Annotated in this window: 10 protein-coding genes; 4 read left to right on the top strand and 6 right to left on the bottom strand. The window is 71.8% G+C overall.

Annotation, left to right across the window (positions count from 1 at the left end; all coding sequences use genetic code 11):
* Positions 1–57: 57 nt before the first annotated feature.
* Complete coding sequence (locus ACWDX6_RS19385; protein WP_451486116.1) at positions 58–1,092, bottom strand: DUF6817 domain-containing protein; 1,035 nt, start codon at positions 1,090–1,092, stop codon at positions 58–60.
* Between the two features lie 139 nt (positions 1,093–1,231).
* Between ACWDX6_RS19385 and ACWDX6_RS19380 the strand changes: the two genes are divergently transcribed.
* Entirely contained in the window at positions 1,232–3,469 is a 2,238-nt protein-coding gene (locus ACWDX6_RS19380; RefSeq protein ID WP_451486115.1) for a HelD family protein, read from the top strand.
* On the opposite strand, the gene glgB is transcribed toward ACWDX6_RS19380, so the two are convergent.
* From glgB to ACWDX6_RS19355, 5 genes are all read right to left on the bottom strand, one after another.
* Positions 3,455–5,794, bottom strand: a complete 2,340-nt coding sequence (glgB, locus tag ACWDX6_RS19375; RefSeq protein ID WP_451486114.1) for a 1,4-alpha-glucan branching enzyme — start codon at positions 5,792–5,794, stop codon at positions 3,455–3,457. The two genes, ACWDX6_RS19380 and glgB, sit on opposite strands and share 15 nt — an antisense overlap.
* Positions 5,795–5,972: 178 nt before the next feature.
* Positions 5,973–7,322 carry a maltokinase N-terminal cap-like domain-containing protein gene (locus tag ACWDX6_RS19370; protein ID WP_451486113.1) on the bottom strand — a complete coding sequence of 450 codons (1,350 nt, stop codon included), beginning with the start codon at positions 7,320–7,322 and terminating at the stop codon, positions 5,973–5,975.
* Between the two features lie 241 nt (positions 7,323–7,563).
* Positions 7,564–9,291 (bottom strand): maltose alpha-D-glucosyltransferase, encoded by a 1,728-nt coding sequence (gene treS, locus ACWDX6_RS19365; protein WP_451486112.1) that lies wholly within the window; start codon positions 9,289–9,291, stop codon positions 7,564–7,566.
* The gene (locus tag ACWDX6_RS19360) at positions 9,288–11,273 is read right to left on the bottom strand and encodes an alpha-1,4-glucan--maltose-1-phosphate maltosyltransferase (protein WP_451486111.1); all 1,986 of its coding nucleotides are present in this window, start codon (positions 11,271–11,273) and stop codon (positions 9,288–9,290) included. Before ACWDX6_RS19360 ends, treS begins: the two co-directional genes overlap by 4 nt.
* 324 nt (positions 11,274–11,597) lie before the next feature.
* Positions 11,598–12,539, bottom strand: coding sequence for an SDR family oxidoreductase (locus tag ACWDX6_RS19355; RefSeq protein ID WP_451486110.1), 942 nt, complete (start codon positions 12,537–12,539; stop codon positions 11,598–11,600).
* Between the two features lie 117 nt (positions 12,540–12,656).
* Between ACWDX6_RS19355 and ACWDX6_RS19350 the strand changes: the two genes are divergently transcribed.
* The 3 genes from ACWDX6_RS19350 (at position 12,657) to ACWDX6_RS19340 (ending at position 16,733) form a co-directional block, all read left to right on the top strand.
* Positions 12,657–13,646 (top strand): AraC family transcriptional regulator, encoded by a 990-nt coding sequence (locus ACWDX6_RS19350; RefSeq protein ID WP_451486109.1) that lies wholly within the window; start codon positions 12,657–12,659, stop codon positions 13,644–13,646.
* A gap of 151 nt (positions 13,647–13,797) precedes the next feature.
* Complete coding sequence (locus ACWDX6_RS19345; protein WP_451486108.1) at positions 13,798–15,267, top strand: 4-hydroxyphenylacetate 3-hydroxylase family protein; 1,470 nt, start codon at positions 13,798–13,800, stop codon at positions 15,265–15,267.
* Entirely contained in the window at positions 15,264–16,733 is a 1,470-nt protein-coding gene (locus ACWDX6_RS19340) for an MFS transporter (RefSeq protein WP_451486107.1), read from the top strand. Before ACWDX6_RS19345 ends, ACWDX6_RS19340 begins: the two co-directional genes overlap by 4 nt.
* The last annotated feature ends 83 nt before the right edge of the window (positions 16,734–16,816 follow it).

Genomic DNA, 16,816 nt, shown 5'->3' with positions numbered 1-16,816 from the left:
GCTGGGGGCTCACTCGGCTCCTCCCGCTCCTCAGGGCGGGCGGCTGATCCCTCGGGGTCATGCGCGCAGGGTGATCCGGACGCGGCGGGTGGCCACGTTCACGGCGGTGACCTCGAAGGTCAGCTCGTCCCCCGGCAGGGGCGCACGGCCGTCGAGGTCGTCGCGGTCGACGAGAGCCTCGACGCCGTCGGCGACGAGGACGAGGACCCCGGACGGGATCCGCCTGGTCACCCGACCGGTCCGGACGCCGCCGAAGCCGCCGCGCGCGAAGGCCCGCAGCGGGTCGGGCTCCAGGCTCTTGAGGGAGAGGAAGATCCTCTCCCGGCTCATGTCGACGCCCAGGACCTCGAAGGGGAGCTCCTGCCCCTCGCCGATCACGTCACCCGGTGTGTCGTACACGCCCCAGGCCACCTCCGGGATGTTCATCATCCCCTCCACGCCGCCCAGTTCGACGAAGGTGACATGGAAGCTCGCGATGTGCGAGACGACACCGGTGACGACATCGCCCCGCTCCAGACCGGTGAGGAACGCCTCGCGCTCCTCACCCTTCAGCGTCAGCGTCTCGCGCGCGTCCCTGAACGCCGCCTCGCTCAGCAGCGAACGCCACCGGGTGAAGAGCCGCAGCAGCGGACCGCCCCACTCCGCCCGGAAGCCTGCGTTCTCCACGGCCAGATCCAGCTCGTTCGCGGCTGTCAGCTCCGCGAAGTCCGCCCGGTGCCGCCACCCGGGGGTGGACGTCTCCCCGGCGAACCGGTCCCGGAAGGCCCCGCCCTCCTGAGCCATCCCCGCGTAGGAGACCTTCCGGTCGCAGCTCGCGTAGAAATGGACCAGCTCCTCGGCCCGCGCCCCGATCGCCTCCGCGAGGACATCGCGCCGGTCGAGCGGCAGCAGGCCCTCCGGGAAGCCGTCCGTGCCGTAGAAGGCGTGGCACAGGTCGGCGAGCCGGAGCTCGTCGCGCGCACCCCAGCCGGCCAGCCGGGCTTCCACCCGTTCCAGATGGTCGAGCAGCGTGCCGCCCGGATGCGCCAGCCGGTCCGCCCCCCGAGCGATGAGCAGCTTCCGCGCCGCGGTGAACGCCGTGTCCCTCCCCATGGTCCCCATGGCACACAAAAATACCCCGACTAGAATTGAGTCGGGGTAATGCATCGCGTATATTCATGGGTTCCGCGCATTCGCAAAACGACAGCGCGGAGTAGTTCAGTAAACGCACTGTATCGCGCCAGGAGTCGAATTGTCAACCGAGCAATTTCGGAAAGAGCAGCAATTCATCACAGAGCTCTACGCACGACTCGACGACCTGCGGGACCAGGCCGAGGCCGCCGTCGACCAGGCGCTGCGCACCCCCGGCGTCGGCAGCAGCCAGGGCCGTCTGGAGCGGGACGTGCTGGTGGCCGAGCAGTCCGGGCTGCTGGCCGCCTTCAACGCGGGAGAGACCGGGCTCTGTTTCGGACGGCTCGTCTTCCGGGACGGGCGCGACCACCACATCGGCCGGATCGGAATTCGCAAGGACGATCCGAACCGCACCCCGCTCGTCGTCGACTGGCGCGCCGAAGCCGCCCGCCCCTTCTATCTCGCCACCGGCTACGAACCCATGGGGCTCAGCCGCCGCCGGCACATCACCACCCGCGGCCGCACGGTGACCGCGCTCCACGACGAGGTGCTGGACCTCGCCGACGCCACCCGTACCGGGCACGAGAACCGGGACGCCGACGAGGTGCTGCTCGCCGCGCTCGACGCCGCCCGCACCGGCCGGATGCACGACATCGTCGAGACCATCCAGGCCGAGCAGGACCGCATCATCCGCTCCCCGCACCGCGGCGTCCTCGTCGTCGAGGGCGGCCCCGGCACCGGCAAGACCGCCGTCGCCCTGCACCGGGCCGCGTACCTCCTCTACGCGCACCGCGAGCAGCTCGCCAAGCGCGCCGTCCTCATCGTCGGGCCCAACCCGGCCTTCCTCGGCTACATCGGCAACGTCCTGCCCTCCCTCGGGGAGACCGGCGTCCTCCTCGCCACCCCCGGCGAACTCTTCCCGGGCGTGCGCGCCACCGGCACCGACACCCCGCGCGCCGCCGCGGTCAAGGGCGCCGCCGCCATGGCCGAGGCCCTCGCCCTGGCCGTACGGGACCGCCAGCAGGTCCCCGAGCGCGGGGAGCCCCTCGTCGTACCGCACGACGACGGCGACCTGGTCATCGACTGGGACATGGCCCTCGAAGCCCGCCACAAGGCCCGCGAGACCTACCTGCCGCACAACCTCGCCCGGCCCTACTTCGTCTTCCACCTCCTCGACGCGCTGGCCGAACAGCTCGCCGACCGCATCGGCGCCGACCCCTACGGCGGCCCCAACTTCCTCGGACCCGACGACCTCGCCCTGCTCGCCAAGGGCGTCGCCGCCAACCCCGACGTCCACGCCGCCATCGACACCCTCTGGCCGCCGCTCACCCCGCAGGAGTTCCTCGCCGACTACCTCGCCGAGCCCACCCACCTCCCCGAGGCGGACGCCGACGCCATCCGGCGCGACGGAGGGGAGTGGACCCCCGCCGACGTGCCGCTGCTCGACGAGGCCGCCGAACTCCTCGGCGAGGACGACTCCGCCGCCCGTGCGGCCGAGGAGGCCGAGCGCCAGAAGCAGATCCAGTACGCGCAGGGCGTCCTCGACGTCTCCTACGCCTCCCGCACCTATGAGTTCGAGGACAAGGAGGAGCAGGACAAGGACGCCTCCGAGGTCCTCTCCGCGCACGACATCATCGACGCCGAGCGGTTCGCCGAACGCCACGAGGAGGCCGACCACCGCAGCGCCGCCGAGCGCGCCGCCGCCGACCGCACCTGGGCCTTCGGCCACATCATCGTCGACGAGGCGCAGGAGCTGTCCGCGATGGCCTGGCGGCTGCTGATGCGGCGCAGCCCCACCCGCTCCATGACCCTGGTCGGCGACCCGGCCCAGACCGGGGACGCGGCCGGCGTCGGCTCGTGGGAGGAGATCCTCGCGCCGTACGTGGAGGACCGCTGGGAGCTCGTACGCCTCGGGGTCAACTACCGCACTCCCGCCGAGATCATGGCGGTCGCCGCCGAGGTCCGGCGCGCGGCCGACCCCGGCTTCGAACCGCCGCGCTCGGTCCGCTCCACGGGCGTCGAGCCCTGGGAGCGGACCGCGCAGGACCCGGTGAAGGAGGCCGCCGACGCCGTGGCCGCCGAGCTCCGGGCCGAGGGGCGCCTCGCGGTGATCGCCCCGCCGGCCCTGCATCCGGCGCTCACCGCCGCGCTGCCCGACGCCTCCCACGGCCCGGCGCCCGACCTGACCCGGCCGGTGGTCCTGCTCGACCCCCGGCAGGCCAAGGGCCTGGAGTTCGACACGGTCCTCGTCGTCGACCCGGACGCCATCCGGGCCGGCGCCCCGCACGGCGTCAACGACCTGTACGTGGCGCTGACCCGGGCCACTCAGCGGCTCGGCGTCATCTCACGCCGGGCGTAGCCAGACCGTCGCCAGCGGCGGCAGCGTCATCCGCACGCTCGCCGGACGGCCGTGGGACGGCACCGTCTCGGTCTTCACCGGGTCGGTGCCCACCACGTCGCTGCCGCCGTACCGCGCCGCGTCCGTGTTGAGGACCTCCGTCCAGGCCGCCACCGACTCCGGGACCCCGAGCCGGTAGTCGTGGCGTACGACCGGGGAGAAGTTGCAGACCGCGAGGAGCGGCGAGCCGTCCTTGCCGTAGCGGAGGAAGGCGAAGACGTTGTCCTCGGCGGCGTCCCCGACCACCCACTGGAAGCCCTCCGGGACGGTGTCGAGCTCCCAGAGCGCCGGAGTCCGCCCGTACACCGTGTTCAGGTCGCGCACGAGGTCCCGCACACCCCGGTGGTCCGGCTCCGCGTCGTACGCGGGGTCGAGCAGCCACCAGTCCGGGCCGTGGTCCGCCGACCACTCCGCGCCCTGGGCGAACTCCTGCCCCATGAACAGCAGTTGCTTGCCCGGGTGGGCCCACATGAAGCCGAGGTAGGCGCGGTGGTTGGCGCGCTGCTGCCACCAGTCGCCCGGCATCTTCGAGACCAGCGCCTGCTTGCCGTGCACGACCTCGTCGTGCGAGATCGGCAGGATGTAGTTCTCGCTGTACGCGTACACCATCGAGAAGGTCATCTCGTTGTGGTGGTACTTGCGGTGCACCGGCTCCTTGGACACATAGCCCAGCGAGTCGTGCATCCAGCCCATGTTCCACTTCATGCCGAAGCCCAGACCGCCGAAACCGCCCGGACCGACCTGGTCCGTGGCCCGGGTGACACCGTCCCAGGCCGTCGACTCCTCGGCGCAGGTGATGATCCCCGGGCAGCGCCGGTACACCGTCGCGTTCATCTCCTGGAGGAAGGCGACGGCGTCAAGGTTCTCCCGGCCGCCGAACTCGTTCGGAACCCAGTCGCCGTTCTCGCGGGAGTAGTCGAGGTAGAGCATCGAGGCCACCGCGTCCACCCGCAGGCCGTCGATGTGGAACTCCTCGCACCAGTACACCGCGTTGGCGACCAGGAAGTTCCGCACCTCCTTGCGGCCGTAGTCGAACTCCAGCGTCCCCCAGTCCGGGTGCGCCGACTTGCGCGGGTCCTCGTGCTCGTAGAGCGGGCGTCCGTCGAACTCCGCGAGCGCCCAGTCGTCCCGGGGGAAGTGCGCCGGGACCCAGTCCATGAGGACGCCGATCCCGGCCCTGTGCAGCGCGTCGACCAGGTACTTGAAGTCGTCGGGCGTGCCCATCCGGGACGTGGGGGCGTAGAAGCCGGTGACCTGGTAACCCCACGAGCCGCCGAAGGGGTGCTCGGTGACGGGCATCAGCTCGACGTGCGTGAAACCGAGGTCGCGGACGTACGCGGGGAGCTGTTCGGCGAGCTGGCGGTAGGTCAGTCCCGGGCGCCACGAGCCCAGATGGACTTCGTAGACCGAGAAGGGCGCCTCGTGGTGCGGCCGGGCGCCCCGGCTCGCCATCCACTCCGCGTCGTCCCAGACGTGGTGCGAGTCCGTGACGATCGACGCGGTGTTCGGCGGGCACTCGGTACGGCGGGCCATCGGGTCGGCGCGCAGGGTGTGGGAGCCGTCGGGGCGGGCGATGTCGAACTTGTAGACCGCGCCCTCGCCGATGCCGGGCACGAACAGCTCCCAGACACCGGTCGCGCCGAGCGAGCGCATGGGCAGCGCGGTGCCGTCCCAGCAGGTGAAGTCGCCGGTGACGCGCACCCCGCGGGCGTTCGGCGCCCAGACCGTGAAGCGGGTGCCGGCCACGCCCTGGTGGGTCATGGGCCGCGCGCCGAGCGCCTTCCACAGCTCCTCGTGCCGGCCCTCGCCGATCAGATGCAGGTCGAGCTCGCCGAGGGAGGGCAGAAAGCGGTACGGGTCCTCGACGGCCAGTTCGTCGCCGTCGTAGCGCACCCGCAGCTCGTACTCGGGCACCTTGCGCAGCAGCGGCAGCAGCCCGGAGAAGAGGCCGTCGCCGTCGTCGTGCAGCGTGGTCCGCTTCCCCTTGGCGATGACCGTGACCTCGCGGGCGTACGGACGCAGGACCCGGATGGCGACGCCGCCGCGCACCGGGTGGGCGCCGAGCAGCGCGTGCGGATCGTGGTGCTCCCCGGCCAGCAGCCGCGCCCGGTCGTCCGCGCCGAGCGGCGGCGCCTTGCGCACGCCTCCCGCGCGGCCTCCTCCGGCCTCCCCGCGGGGCGCCGGCGTCTTGGCCGCGGCCGTCGTCGTCGCCTTCGTCACGGTCTTCACCGAGGGCACTTCGTCGGTCGTGGTGCGGGCCGTCTTGCGAGCGGATCGGGCGGTCACGGGGTGGCCTCCTGTACGAGGGGGACGGGCAGGGAAGGGAGCAGGGGTGGGCGCGCGGCGAACCCGGTGGTTCCCACGCAACCGCAACGTGCGGCGAGCCGCACAGGACACTCGGCCGAACGGGGCCCAAGCGGGCGCGCCACGCCGAGGCGCCGCCTGCGCGTCGCGGGCCGGGCCGTCATTCCGCTCCCGCGAGGCGGTGGATCGCCGCCATCGGGACCGGGAGCCAGTCGGGTCGGTGCCGGGCCTCGTAGACGACCTCGTAGACCGCCTTGTCCGTCTCGTAGGCGCGCAGGAGCGCCGGGTCCGAGCGGGGGTCGGCGCCGGAGGCCTCGGCGTAGCCCGCGCAGTAGGCGGCGCGGCAGCGGGCCGCCCACTCGGCGTTCCAGGGGCGGTGGGTGCGGGCCGCGTAGTCGAAGGAGCGGAGCATGCCGGCGACGTCGCGGACCGCCGGCTGCGGCCGGCACCGCTCGTCGAGCGGCTTCGCGGGCTCGCCCTCGAAGTCGATCACCGCCCAGCCGCCGTCCGCCGCCCGCAGCGTCTGCCCCAGGTGCAGATCGCCGTGGACCCGCTGGAGCAGTCCGGCGCCGACCGTCTCGCCCGCCGCCGCGAAGACGGCCCGCAGCCCCGGGACGTACGGCAGCAGCGCCGGCACCGCCTGCGCCGCCGCGTGCAGGCGCTGCTCCATCGCCTCGGCCAGATCCGCGGCCCGGGTCCGGTGCAGCCGCTCGGTGGGCAGCGCGTTCGCCAGGGCGAGATGCACCTCCGCCGTGGCCCGGCCGAGCGCGTGGGCCTCGGTGGTGAACTCCTGCCCCTCGGTGAGCGCGTCGAGCGCGAGCCGCCAGCCGTCCCGCGAGTCCCGCAGGAACGGCTGGAGCACGCCGAGGGTGCTGGCGCCCGACTCGAACCAGGCGACCGGCGCGGGCACCCGGGCACACCCCGCCCGGGCCAGGGCGAGCGGCAGCTCCAGATCGGGATTGGCGCCGGGGCTGACCCGGCGGAAGATCTTCAGGATGTACGTATCGCCGTAGACGAGCGAGGAGTTGGACTGCTCGGCGTCCAGCACCCTCGGTGCGAGGGAGGCGGGCAGTTCGGCGGTCCGATGGAACCGGAGCGGTCCGATCCGGCCCGGCGTGCGCAGGCGTTCGTAGAGCAGTCCGGCGAGCCGCGGGTCGCGCAGCCCTTCGTAGACCGCGCGGCCGGCCAGGGGGCCCTGCCGGATCCGCCCGATCAGGGCGGGGCCGAGGCGCGGCGGCAGCTGTGATCTGACGCCGAGCAGCAGTTGATAGCAGTCCGCGGGCGTTCCGGCCGGGCGACCCGGCTGTTCGACCCGTACCAGCAGATGCAGCAGCCCGGGTCCCGTGCCGTCCAGCGGCAGCAGCTCGGTGGCCGCTTCCAGCGTGAATCCGGTGACCCGCCTCCCCTTGCCCGCGAACCAGCGCTGCCGAGGCAGCCATTCATGGAGCAGGGGAGCGAGTGACGGGAGGAGGGCGGCCGGGGCCCGGGTGGTGGATGCGGTCTCCGGCATGGCATCGCGTCCTTTCCCCGGGGGGCGCAGAATCGAGTACAAATGCGCAGAGTGTCCCGGATGGCGGCTTCGACTGTCCGGATGTGCGGGACGTGTCGGGAGGGAAGATCCGTATGGGCCCGACAAGAAGGCCCGTATGGACCTGATTCCCCCCAGGGCGGGCTGAAGGGGTTGTGGGTCACAGTGCCCAGGGTGGCGCGGGAGAAACCCGCCCCACCCGGGGCACTTGTCCGGCGCCCCGTCAGTCGCGGGTGGCAAGCGCCTTCTTGAGACGGAACCAGTAGAAGCCGTGACCGGCCAGGGTCAGCAGGTAGGGCCACTGGCCGATCGCCGGGAACCGCACCTGGCCGATCAGCTCCACCGGGCTCATGCCGGCGAACTGGCGCAGATCCAGCTCCGTGGGCTGGGCGAACCGCGAGAAGTTGTTCACGCAGAGGACGAGATCGGCGTCCATCCCCTCTTCGGGAGCGGACTCCCGGAGGAAGGCGAGCACGGCCGGGTTGGACGAGGGCAGCTCCGTGTACGAGCCGAGACCGAAGGCCCGGTTCTGCTTGCGGATCTCGATCATCCGCTTCGTCCAGTGGAGCAGCGAGGAGGGCGACGCCATGCCCGCCTCGACATTCGTGACCTGGTAGCCGTAGACCGGGTCCATGATGGCCGGCAGGGTCAGCCGGCCCGGATCGCAGGACGAGAACCCCGCGTTCCGGTCGGGCGTCCACTGCATCGGGGTGCGCACCCCGTCCCGGTCGCCCAGCCAGATGTTGTCCCCCATCCCGATCTCGTCGCCGTAGTACAGCACCGGCGAACCCGGCAGGGAGAACAGCAGAGCCGTGAACAGCTCCATCTGGTTGCGGTCGTTGTCGAGCAGCGGGGCGAGCCGCCGGCGGATGCCGATGTTGGCCCGCATCCGCGGGTCCTTGGCGTACTCCGCGTACATGTAGTCGCGTTCCTCGTCCGTGACCATCTCGAGCGTCAGCTCGTCGTGGTTGCGCAGGAAGATGCCCCACTGGCAGCCGGACGGGATCGCCGGCGTCTTGGCGAGGATCTCCGAGACGGGGGTGCGCGACTCCCGCCGTACCGCCATGAAGATCCGCGGCATCACCGGGAAGTGGAACGCCATGTGGCACTCGTCGCCGCCCGAGCCGAAGTCGCCGAAGTAGTCCACGACGTCCTCCGGCCACTGGTTCGCCTCGGCGAGCAGCACCGTGTCCGGGTAGTGGTCGTCGATCTCCTTGCGGACCCGCTTGAGGAAGGCGTGGGTCGCCGGGAGGTTCTCGCAGTTGGTGCCCTCCTGCTGGTACAGGTAGGGCACGGCGTCGAGCCGGAAGCCGTCGATGCCCAGGTCCAGCCAGAACTTCAGCGCGGACAGGATCTCCTCCTGCACCGCCGGGTTCTCGTAGTTGAGGTCCGGCTGGTGCGAGAAGAAGCGGTGCCAGTAGTACTGCTTGCGGATCGGGTCGAAGGTCCAGTTGGACGTCTCGGTGTCGACGAAGATGATCCGGGCGTCCTGGAACTGCTTGTCGTCGTCGGCCCAGACGTAGTAGTCGCCGTACGGTCCGTCCGGGTCGGTGCGCGACTCCTGGAACCACGGGTGCTGGTCGCTCGTGTGGTTCATGACGAAGTCGATGATCACGCGCATGCCGCGCTGGTGCGCCGCGTCGACGAACTCCACGAAGTCGGCGAGGTCGCCGAATTCCGGCAGCACGGAGGTGTAGTCGGCGACGTCGTAGCCGCCGTCCCGTAGCGGTGACTTGAAGAACGGAGGCAGCCACAGGCAGTCGACGCCGAGCCACTGCAGATAGTCGAGCCTGGCGGTGATGCCCTTGAGGTCGCCTACGCCGTCGCCGTTGCTGTCCTGGAAGGACCTGACGAGCACTTCGTAGAAGACGGCCCTTTTGAACCAGTCCGGGTCACGGTCCTTGGCGGGCGTGTCCTCGAAGGTGTCGGGGACGGGTTCGTTGACAGTCATGAGGTGGGTGACCCTCCGATCGGCGGGGACGGTCGCAGAGCGAGGACGTGCGCGGGCCTGACGCCCGGCTCGAGGCGCACATAGTTGGCTCTGCCCCAGTGATAGGTCTCGCCGGTGAGCTCGTCGCGCACCGGTACGGTCTCGTGCCAGTCGAGGCCGAGCTCCGGCATGTTCAACGAGACCGTGGCCTCCTGGGTGTGGTGCGGGTCGAGGTTGGCGACCACCAGAACGGTGTTCGAACCCGACCGCTTGCTGTACGCGATCACCGCGTCGTTGTCGGTGGAGTGGAAGCGCAGGTTCCGCAGCCGGCGCAGGGCCGGGTGCCGGCGCCTGAGCCGGTTCAGCGTGGTGATGAGCGGGGCGATCGTCGTCCCCGAACGCTCCGCCGACTCCCAGTCGCGGGGCCGCAGTTGGTACTTCTCCGAGTCGAGGTACTCCTCGCTCCCCGCCCGCAGCGCGGTGCCCTCGCACAGCTCGTAACCGGCGTACATGCCCCAGGACGGCGCCAGGGTCGCCGCGAGCACGGCCCGCACCTCGAAGGCCGGCCGGCCCCCCGTCTGGAGGTAGGCGTGCAGGATGTCCGGCGTGTTCACGAAGAAGTTCGGCCGCATGTACGCGGCCGCGTCGCCCGACAGCTCGGTGAGGTACTCCGTCAGCTCCTGCTTGGTGTTCCGCCAGGTGAAGTACGTGTACGACTGCTGGAAGCCGATCGCGCCGAGGGTGTGCATCATCGCGGGGCGGGTGAACGCCTCCGCCAGGAAGATCACGTCCGGGTCCTTGCGGTTGATCTCGCCGATCACCCGCTCCCAGAACACCACCGGCTTGGTGTGCGGGTTGTCGACGCGGAAGATCCGTACCCCGTGGCTCATCCAGTGGCGCAGGATCCGCACGGTCTCGGCGACGATCCCCTTCATGTCCTTGTCGAACGCGATGGGGTAGATGTCCTGGTACTTCTTCGGCGGGTTCTCGGCATAGGCGATCGAGCCGTCGGGCCGGTGGTGGAACCACTCCGGGTGCTTCTCCACCCAGGGGTGGTCCGGGGAGCACTGGAGGGCGAAGTCCAGCGCGATCTCCAGCCGCAGCTCACGGGCGCGGGCCACGAAGGCGTCGAAGTCCTCGATCGTGCCCAGGTCCGGGTGGACGGCGTCGTGCCCGCCCTCGGGCGAGCCGATCGCCCACGGCACACCGACGTCCTGCGGGCTCGCGGCCAGCGCGTTGTTGGGGCCCTTGCGGTGCGTGGTGCCGATGGGGTGGATCGGCGGGAGGTAGACGACGTCGAAGCCCATCGCCGCGATGGCCGGCAACCGCTCGGCGGCCGTACGGAAGGTCCCCGGGACCGTCTTGCCCCGCACCTTCCGCACCCCCTCCGAGCGCGGGAAGAACTCGTACCAGGAACCGAACAGCGCCCGCTCGCGCTCCACCTGGAGCGGCAACGTCGGCGAGGCGCTGACCAGTTCACGCAACGGGTGGCGGTCCAGGGTCTCGGTCACCCGCGGGGCGAGCGCCGCCGCCAGCCGGGCCACCGCGGGGCGGGACTCGTCGCGCAGCGCGTCCACGGCCGCGAGGACCGCCTCCCGGCCCCCGCCCTTCTTCGGAACTCCCTTCGCGGCGCGCTCGTGCAGCTCCGCGCCCTCGGCGAGCACGAGCTCCGAATCGATACCGGCCGGAATCTTGATCTTGGCATGGTGGCGCCAGGTGGCCACGGGATCGCTCCAGGCCTCGACCGTGTAGGTCCACAGGCCCTCGGCGTCCGGAGTGACCTCGGCGCCCCAGCGGTCGGTACCCGGCGCCAGTTCGCGCATCGGGGTCCAGGGGCCTGGCCGCCCGGACGGGCCGCGCAGCACGACATTGGCGGCGACCGCGTCGTGGCCTTCGCGGAAAACGGTGGCCGTCACCTCGAAGGTCTCCCCGGCCACCGCCTTCGCCGGGCGGCGGCCGCAGTCGACCAACGGGCGGACGTCGAGTACGGGAATTCGTCCCATGAGCGGATTCACAGCATCACCTGAGGGTTTAAGGGGGTGCGGGTGGTGGTGCGCTCTTTGTAGCTCCGTCGACGGCTGGCGGGTTGCGGGCATGGCCGCTCCTGTCCGCGTTCACTCGGATGGCGGGTCTACGAGGGTGTACCGGAGGAGCCTTCCCCCCGTTCTCGGGTGGGCAATCCGGCGCTTTGTTAACTACTCGGACGTAGCCGTGCGAACAAGCCCACGGTAGCGACGAGAACCGGCCCCGTCCTCATGGACGGGGCCGGTCGGGGGACAGGGCGTTAGGGCCTTTCGTTTGGATCCGGCCTGATCCAACGAAAGACCCTAGCCCTGCGGGGACGCCGGCTGCTCCTCGGTGTCGGCGGACCACACCTGCCACGGCTGGCGCGTCACCCACTCCTCCACCGGCGCCGGGCTGACCGCGAGCACCTCCGCGGAGACGCCGTCGTCGGCGGCCATCAGCAGCGGATCCGTGCCGGTCGCCATGTAGTGGTAGATCCCCGCCACCCCGGCCGCCGCCTCCGGACCGAGCAGCTGGGCGAGCCCGCGCTCGAACACGTCCGGCGGCAGTGACACATAACGCACCGTCCGGCCCAGCCCCCGCCCGAACGCCTCCGCCAGGTCCTCGCCGGTCAGCGAGTGCGCTCCGCCGATGTCGAACGTGCGGCCGTCCAGACCGTCACCGGTCAGCGCCGCGTACACCGCCTCCGCCAGATCCCGGTGCGAGATCCAGGCCGTCGGCGTGGACGCCGGCAGCGGATAGGCCAGCACCCCGTCGTTCACCAACGCCGGGCCGTTCCAGGGCGAGAAGAGGTTGTCCAAATACACCGGCGGCCGCACCACCACCAGCGGAACGCCGCTGTCCCGGAGAACCTCCTCGGTGATCCGCCGGGTCTCGAACGCGGCCACCGCGGTCGGCCCCTGCGGGAGACGCGTGTTGGTGTTGTAGACCAGGCGCACGATCCCGGTGTCCAGGGCCGCCCGCGCGATGTTCCGCGCGTACCGGGCCACCCGCTCCGCCTCGTACACCAGCGGCATCACCACCGAGGCGTGGGTCGCGCCCTCGAACAGCCGCCGCACGTCATCGGCGTTCCCCAGGTCGCCCGCGACGAAGCAGGCACCCGGCAGGGGCGGGCGGTCACCCTCCGGGCGGCGGGTGAGCGTACGGACCCGGTGGTGCCGCTCGGTCAGCAGGCGGGCCACCGCGCCCCCCTGAAAACCGGTCGCTCCCACGACCGCCACCCTCATCGGAATCTGTCTGGACATGTGTCGTTGAGGCCCTTCGATAGGCTGTGACCGCTGCCGTGACGGCTTTCCTCAGGCTGGCGGCGGCGGCTTCGGCCGATCAATTAACAATCCGGGGCGGAAGTTGAAGGATCGTCCATGGACAGCGTGGGAACCGACTGTGACGACCGGCGTGGGGAGGGCCTCGACGACCAGCGCGAGGACCTCCTGAGCGAACTGCTGAAACCGCTCCGCCTCACCGGCGTCTTCGACAGCCGCTGGCACGTCCGCGCACCCTGGGCCATCGAGGGCGACGCGGAACAGAGCTGTGCCGTGCTCCACTACCTCGTCGAGGGCGGATGCTGGATCACCGGCGAGGGCCAGACGCCCCTGGAGCTGCACGCCGGGGACCTGATCGTCTTCCCCACCGGCACCGCCCACCGGCTCTCCGACCGGCCCGACCGGCAGGGCGTGCCGCTCAAGGCCGTGCTGCCCGAGCGCCAGCCCGGCACCTCCGGCGAGATCGTCATCGAGGGCACCGGCACCGAGAGCCGGCTGCTGTGCGCCGGGCTCCACTACGACGCCAGCGCCGCCACGGGCCTCTACAAGTCACTGCCCTGGGCGCTCGTCCTCGACGGCGCCCAGGTCGGCCGCGAGCCGCTGCTCCGCGACACCCTGCGGCTGCTCGCCGACCCGGCCCGGCCGATCGGACCCGGCGACCGGCTCATCACGCTGCGCGCCTTCGAGATGGCCCTGGTCCTCGCCCTGCGTCCGCTGCTGCGCGAGCTCACCGACACCCCCGACGCGCTGCCCGTCCTCCGCCACCCGGGCATCAGCCGGGCCCTGGTCATGATCGCCACCCGGTTCGCCGAACCCTGGACCATCGAGTCCCTCGCCCGGGAGGTCGGCATGTCCCGCTCGGCGTTCACCGCCGCCTTCCGGGAACTCGTCGGCGAGGCGCCCGCCCGCCACCTCACCGGCCGCCGGATGCAGGAGGCGGCCCGGCTGCTCACCGAGACCTCCATCCCCCAGTCCGCCGTCCCGCCCCGGGTCGGCTACCAGAGCGCCGTCGGCTTCCATCTCGCCTTCCGCAAATGGTTCGGCATGACGCCGGGGGAGTACCGCTCCGGCTACGACAACGCTGCCTGACCTCGGGATCTGGGCAAAAGCCACATGAACGGAAGCTGACTGGCCGGTTCTTAAGGACCACTGGACGGACGTTCATTGCCCCGGCGCCACGCACCGTACAGGCTCGGTCACGGCCAGACGGCCGGTAACACACGAGGAGAGGCGATAAGCGGTGACGAGGTCCGGGCAGGAGTATCTGGAGGCGCTGCGTGACGGGCGCGAGATCTGGCTGGACGGAGAGCGGGTCAAGGACGTCACCACGCACCCCGCGTTCCGGGCCACCGCGGCCTCCTTCGCCGGTCTCTTCGACCTGGCCCACGACTCCCCGCGGACACCGGTCCTCGTCCAGGGCGGAGTGCACCGCGCCTACGCCGTGCCCCGCTCCTACGAGGACCTGGTCGCGCGCCGCCACGCGTACAAGGTGTGGGCCGAGGCGAGCTACGGCTTCCTGGGCCGTACCCCCGACTACATGGCCTCCGGCGCGGCCGGGTTCGCCGCCGCCCCCCACGTCTTCACCACCGACCGCCACGACGGCGCCGACAACGCCCTGGCCTACCACCGCCGGCTCGCCGAGGGCGGGCTCTACTCCGCCTTCACCATCACCAATCCGGCCTCCGGGCGCGGAGAACACGACCTGACGGTCCGGGTCGTCGAGGAACGCGCCGACGGCATCGTGGTGCGCGGCGCCAAGACCATCGGCACCGGGGCGGTGTTCGCCGACGAGATCCTCGTCGGCACCATAGAGCCGCTCGCCCCGGAGGACACCGAGCGCGCGCTGACCTTCTCCGTACGGGTCGACACGCCCGGCCTCAAACTCATCTCCCGGACCTCCTACGAGGAACGGGCCCGGTCCGTCTTCGACCACCCGCTCTCCTCGCGGTACGACGAGAACGACGCGCTGCTCGTCTGCGACGACGTGTTCGTACCGTGGGACCGGGTGCTGACCTACCGGGACGTGGACGCGACCGCCGCGATCTGGTGGCAGACCCCGGCCTACCTCAACTTCGTCCACCAGTCGGCCACCCGGTTCTGGACCAAACTGGAGTTCCTCACCGGACTCGCGATCCTCATCACCCGGTCCAACGGCACGGAGAAGCTGCCGCCCGTCACCCAGGCCGTCGGGCGGCTGCTCGGCATGGTCGCCCAGGCCAAGGCGTTCGTCCTGGCCGCCGAGGCGTCCTGGGAGCCGGTCGACGAGGGCCGGGGCGGGGTGCGGCCGGGCCAGGAGATCTCCTTCGCCCAGCGCATCATGGCCGGCGAGCTGTACCCCCGGGCCGTCCAGGACATCAAGCTCCTCGCGGGCGGCGCGATCATCCAGACCCCGGCGAGCGGCCGCGACCTGCTCCACCCCGAACTCGGACCGCTGGTCCGGCAGTACTTCCGCACCCCCGGCCACCCCGCGGAGGACCGGCTCAAGCTCCTCAAACTCGCCTGGGACGCCCTCGGCTCCGAGTTCGCCGGCCGTCACGAGCAGTACGAACGCTTCTACCAGGGCGCCCCGCACGTCTATCTGACGATGCAGAACTGGGCGGGCGCCGCCGACGACTGCGCGAGCCTCGCCCAGTCCTGCCTGGACGGCTACGACCTCGGGACGACCACGGGGCCGACGGCCACCGGCGCGACCGCCGGGACCGGCCGGTGAGTGCCGGCCGACTGCCCAGCGTGCGCGGCGCCCTCGCCCTGCTCGCGTCCACGCAGCTGCTGCTGATCCTGGACACCGCGATCGTCAACGTCGCGCTCCCCTCGGTCGGCGAGGACCTCGGGTCGGGCTCCGCCGGGCTGTCCTGGGTGGCCAACGCGTACCTCATCACCTTCGGCGGACTGCTGCTGCTCGGCGGACGCACCGCCGATCTCCTCGGCCACCGCCGGGTCTTCCTCGCCGGACTCGCCGTCCTCGCCGTGGCCTCGGCCACCGGCGCGCTCGCCCCGAACGCGAGCACCCTGATCGCCGCCCGTGCCGCCCAGGGCGTCGGCGCCGCCCTCGCCGCGGCCGCCGCGTTCGCGCTGCTGCTCACCCTCTTCCCCGACGGACCCGCCCGGCACAAGGCGCTCGGCGCCTTCGCCGCGATGGGCGGCCTCGGCGGCGTCCTGGGTACCGTCCTCGGCGGCGTCCTCACCGACCTCCTCGGCTGGCGCTCCACCTTCTGGCTCAACGTCGCCGCCGCCGCCGTGCTCGCCGTGTCGGCCCGCTCCGCTCTCCCCCGGCCCCCGGCCCACCCGCCGCGCCCCACCGGCGGACGCTTCGACCTCGCCGGGGCCCTCACCGCCACCGGCGGCCTGGGCCTCGTCGCGTACGCGCTCGTCGGCGGCGGCGAGTCCGGGTGGCTCTCCGCCCGGACCCTCGGCGCGGGCGGCGCCGGACTCGCCCTCCTCGCCGCCTTCGCGGTCATCGAGACCCGGGCCGCCGTCCCCCTCGTACCGCCCGCCGTCCTCACCCGCCCCGCCCTGCGGCTGGCCAACACCCTCAGCGCCCTCGCCCAGATGGCGCTGTTCCCGATGTTCTTCCTGGTCAGCCTCTACCTGCAGAGCGTGCTCGGCCACTCCCCGCTCGGCGGCGGCCTCGGGCTGCTCCCGCTCTCCCTCGTCGTCGTCGCGGTCGCCCCGCAGACCGGCCGGATCATCTTCCGGCTGGGGCTGACCCGGACCGCGACCCTCGGCTTCGCGCTGCTGAGCGCCGGCACCCTGTGGCTGGCCCTCGCGCTCACCGCCGACGGCACCTTCTTCACCACTGTCCTCGCGCCCAGCCTGCTGCTGGGCCTCGCCCTGCCGCTGGTCATGGTCACCACCAATGTGGCCGCCACGGCCGAGGCGGCACCCGAGGAGACCGGGCTGGCATCCGGACTCGTCAACACCAGCCAGCAGTTCGGCTCGGTGCTCGGGCTCGCCGTTCTGGTGGCCATCGCCACCACCCGTACCGACGCTGCCACAGCAGCGGCTCAGACCACCGGCTTCAGAGCCGCGCTCCTCGTCGCCGCGGCCTTCGCCGCCGTCGCGGCGCTGCTCTCGGTACGCCTGCGCCTGCGCCTGCCCGCCCCCGCGACGGCGCCACCGCGCCGGGACCGGGTGGCCGGGCAAACCCACGGTGACCACGTGGGTGACCACATCTGACCTCGGCCGGTGAGCCGAAGGGGCGCGCGGCTGTAGCGAGGGAGAACGCGCACGGGTCCCGAGGAACGAGGGGCCGGGCACGA

Source organism: Streptomyces sp. NPDC003027, from assembly GCF_053591435.1.
This window is presented reverse-complemented; position numbering and strand designations above follow the sequence as displayed.

Coding starts and splice junctions, on each gene's coding strand:
- ACWDX6_RS19370 (WP_451486113.1), bottom strand. CDS start 7,322: ATGCCGGAGACCGCATCCACCACCCGGGCCCCGGCCGCCCTCCTCCCG.
- treS (WP_451486112.1), bottom strand. CDS start 9,291: ATGACTGTCAACGAACCCGTCCCCGACACCTTCGAGGACACGCCCGCC.
- ACWDX6_RS19385 (WP_451486116.1), bottom strand. CDS start 1,092: ATGGGGAGGGACACGGCGTTCACCGCGGCGCGGAAGCTGCTCATCGCT.
- ACWDX6_RS19360 (WP_451486111.1), bottom strand. CDS start 11,273: ATGGGACGAATTCCCGTACTCGACGTCCGCCCGTTGGTCGACTGCGGC.
- ACWDX6_RS19355 (WP_451486110.1), bottom strand. CDS start 12,539: ATGTCCAGACAGATTCCGATGAGGGTGGCGGTCGTGGGAGCGACCGGT.
- ACWDX6_RS19350 (WP_451486109.1), top strand. CDS start 12,657: ATGGACAGCGTGGGAACCGACTGTGACGACCGGCGTGGGGAGGGCCTC.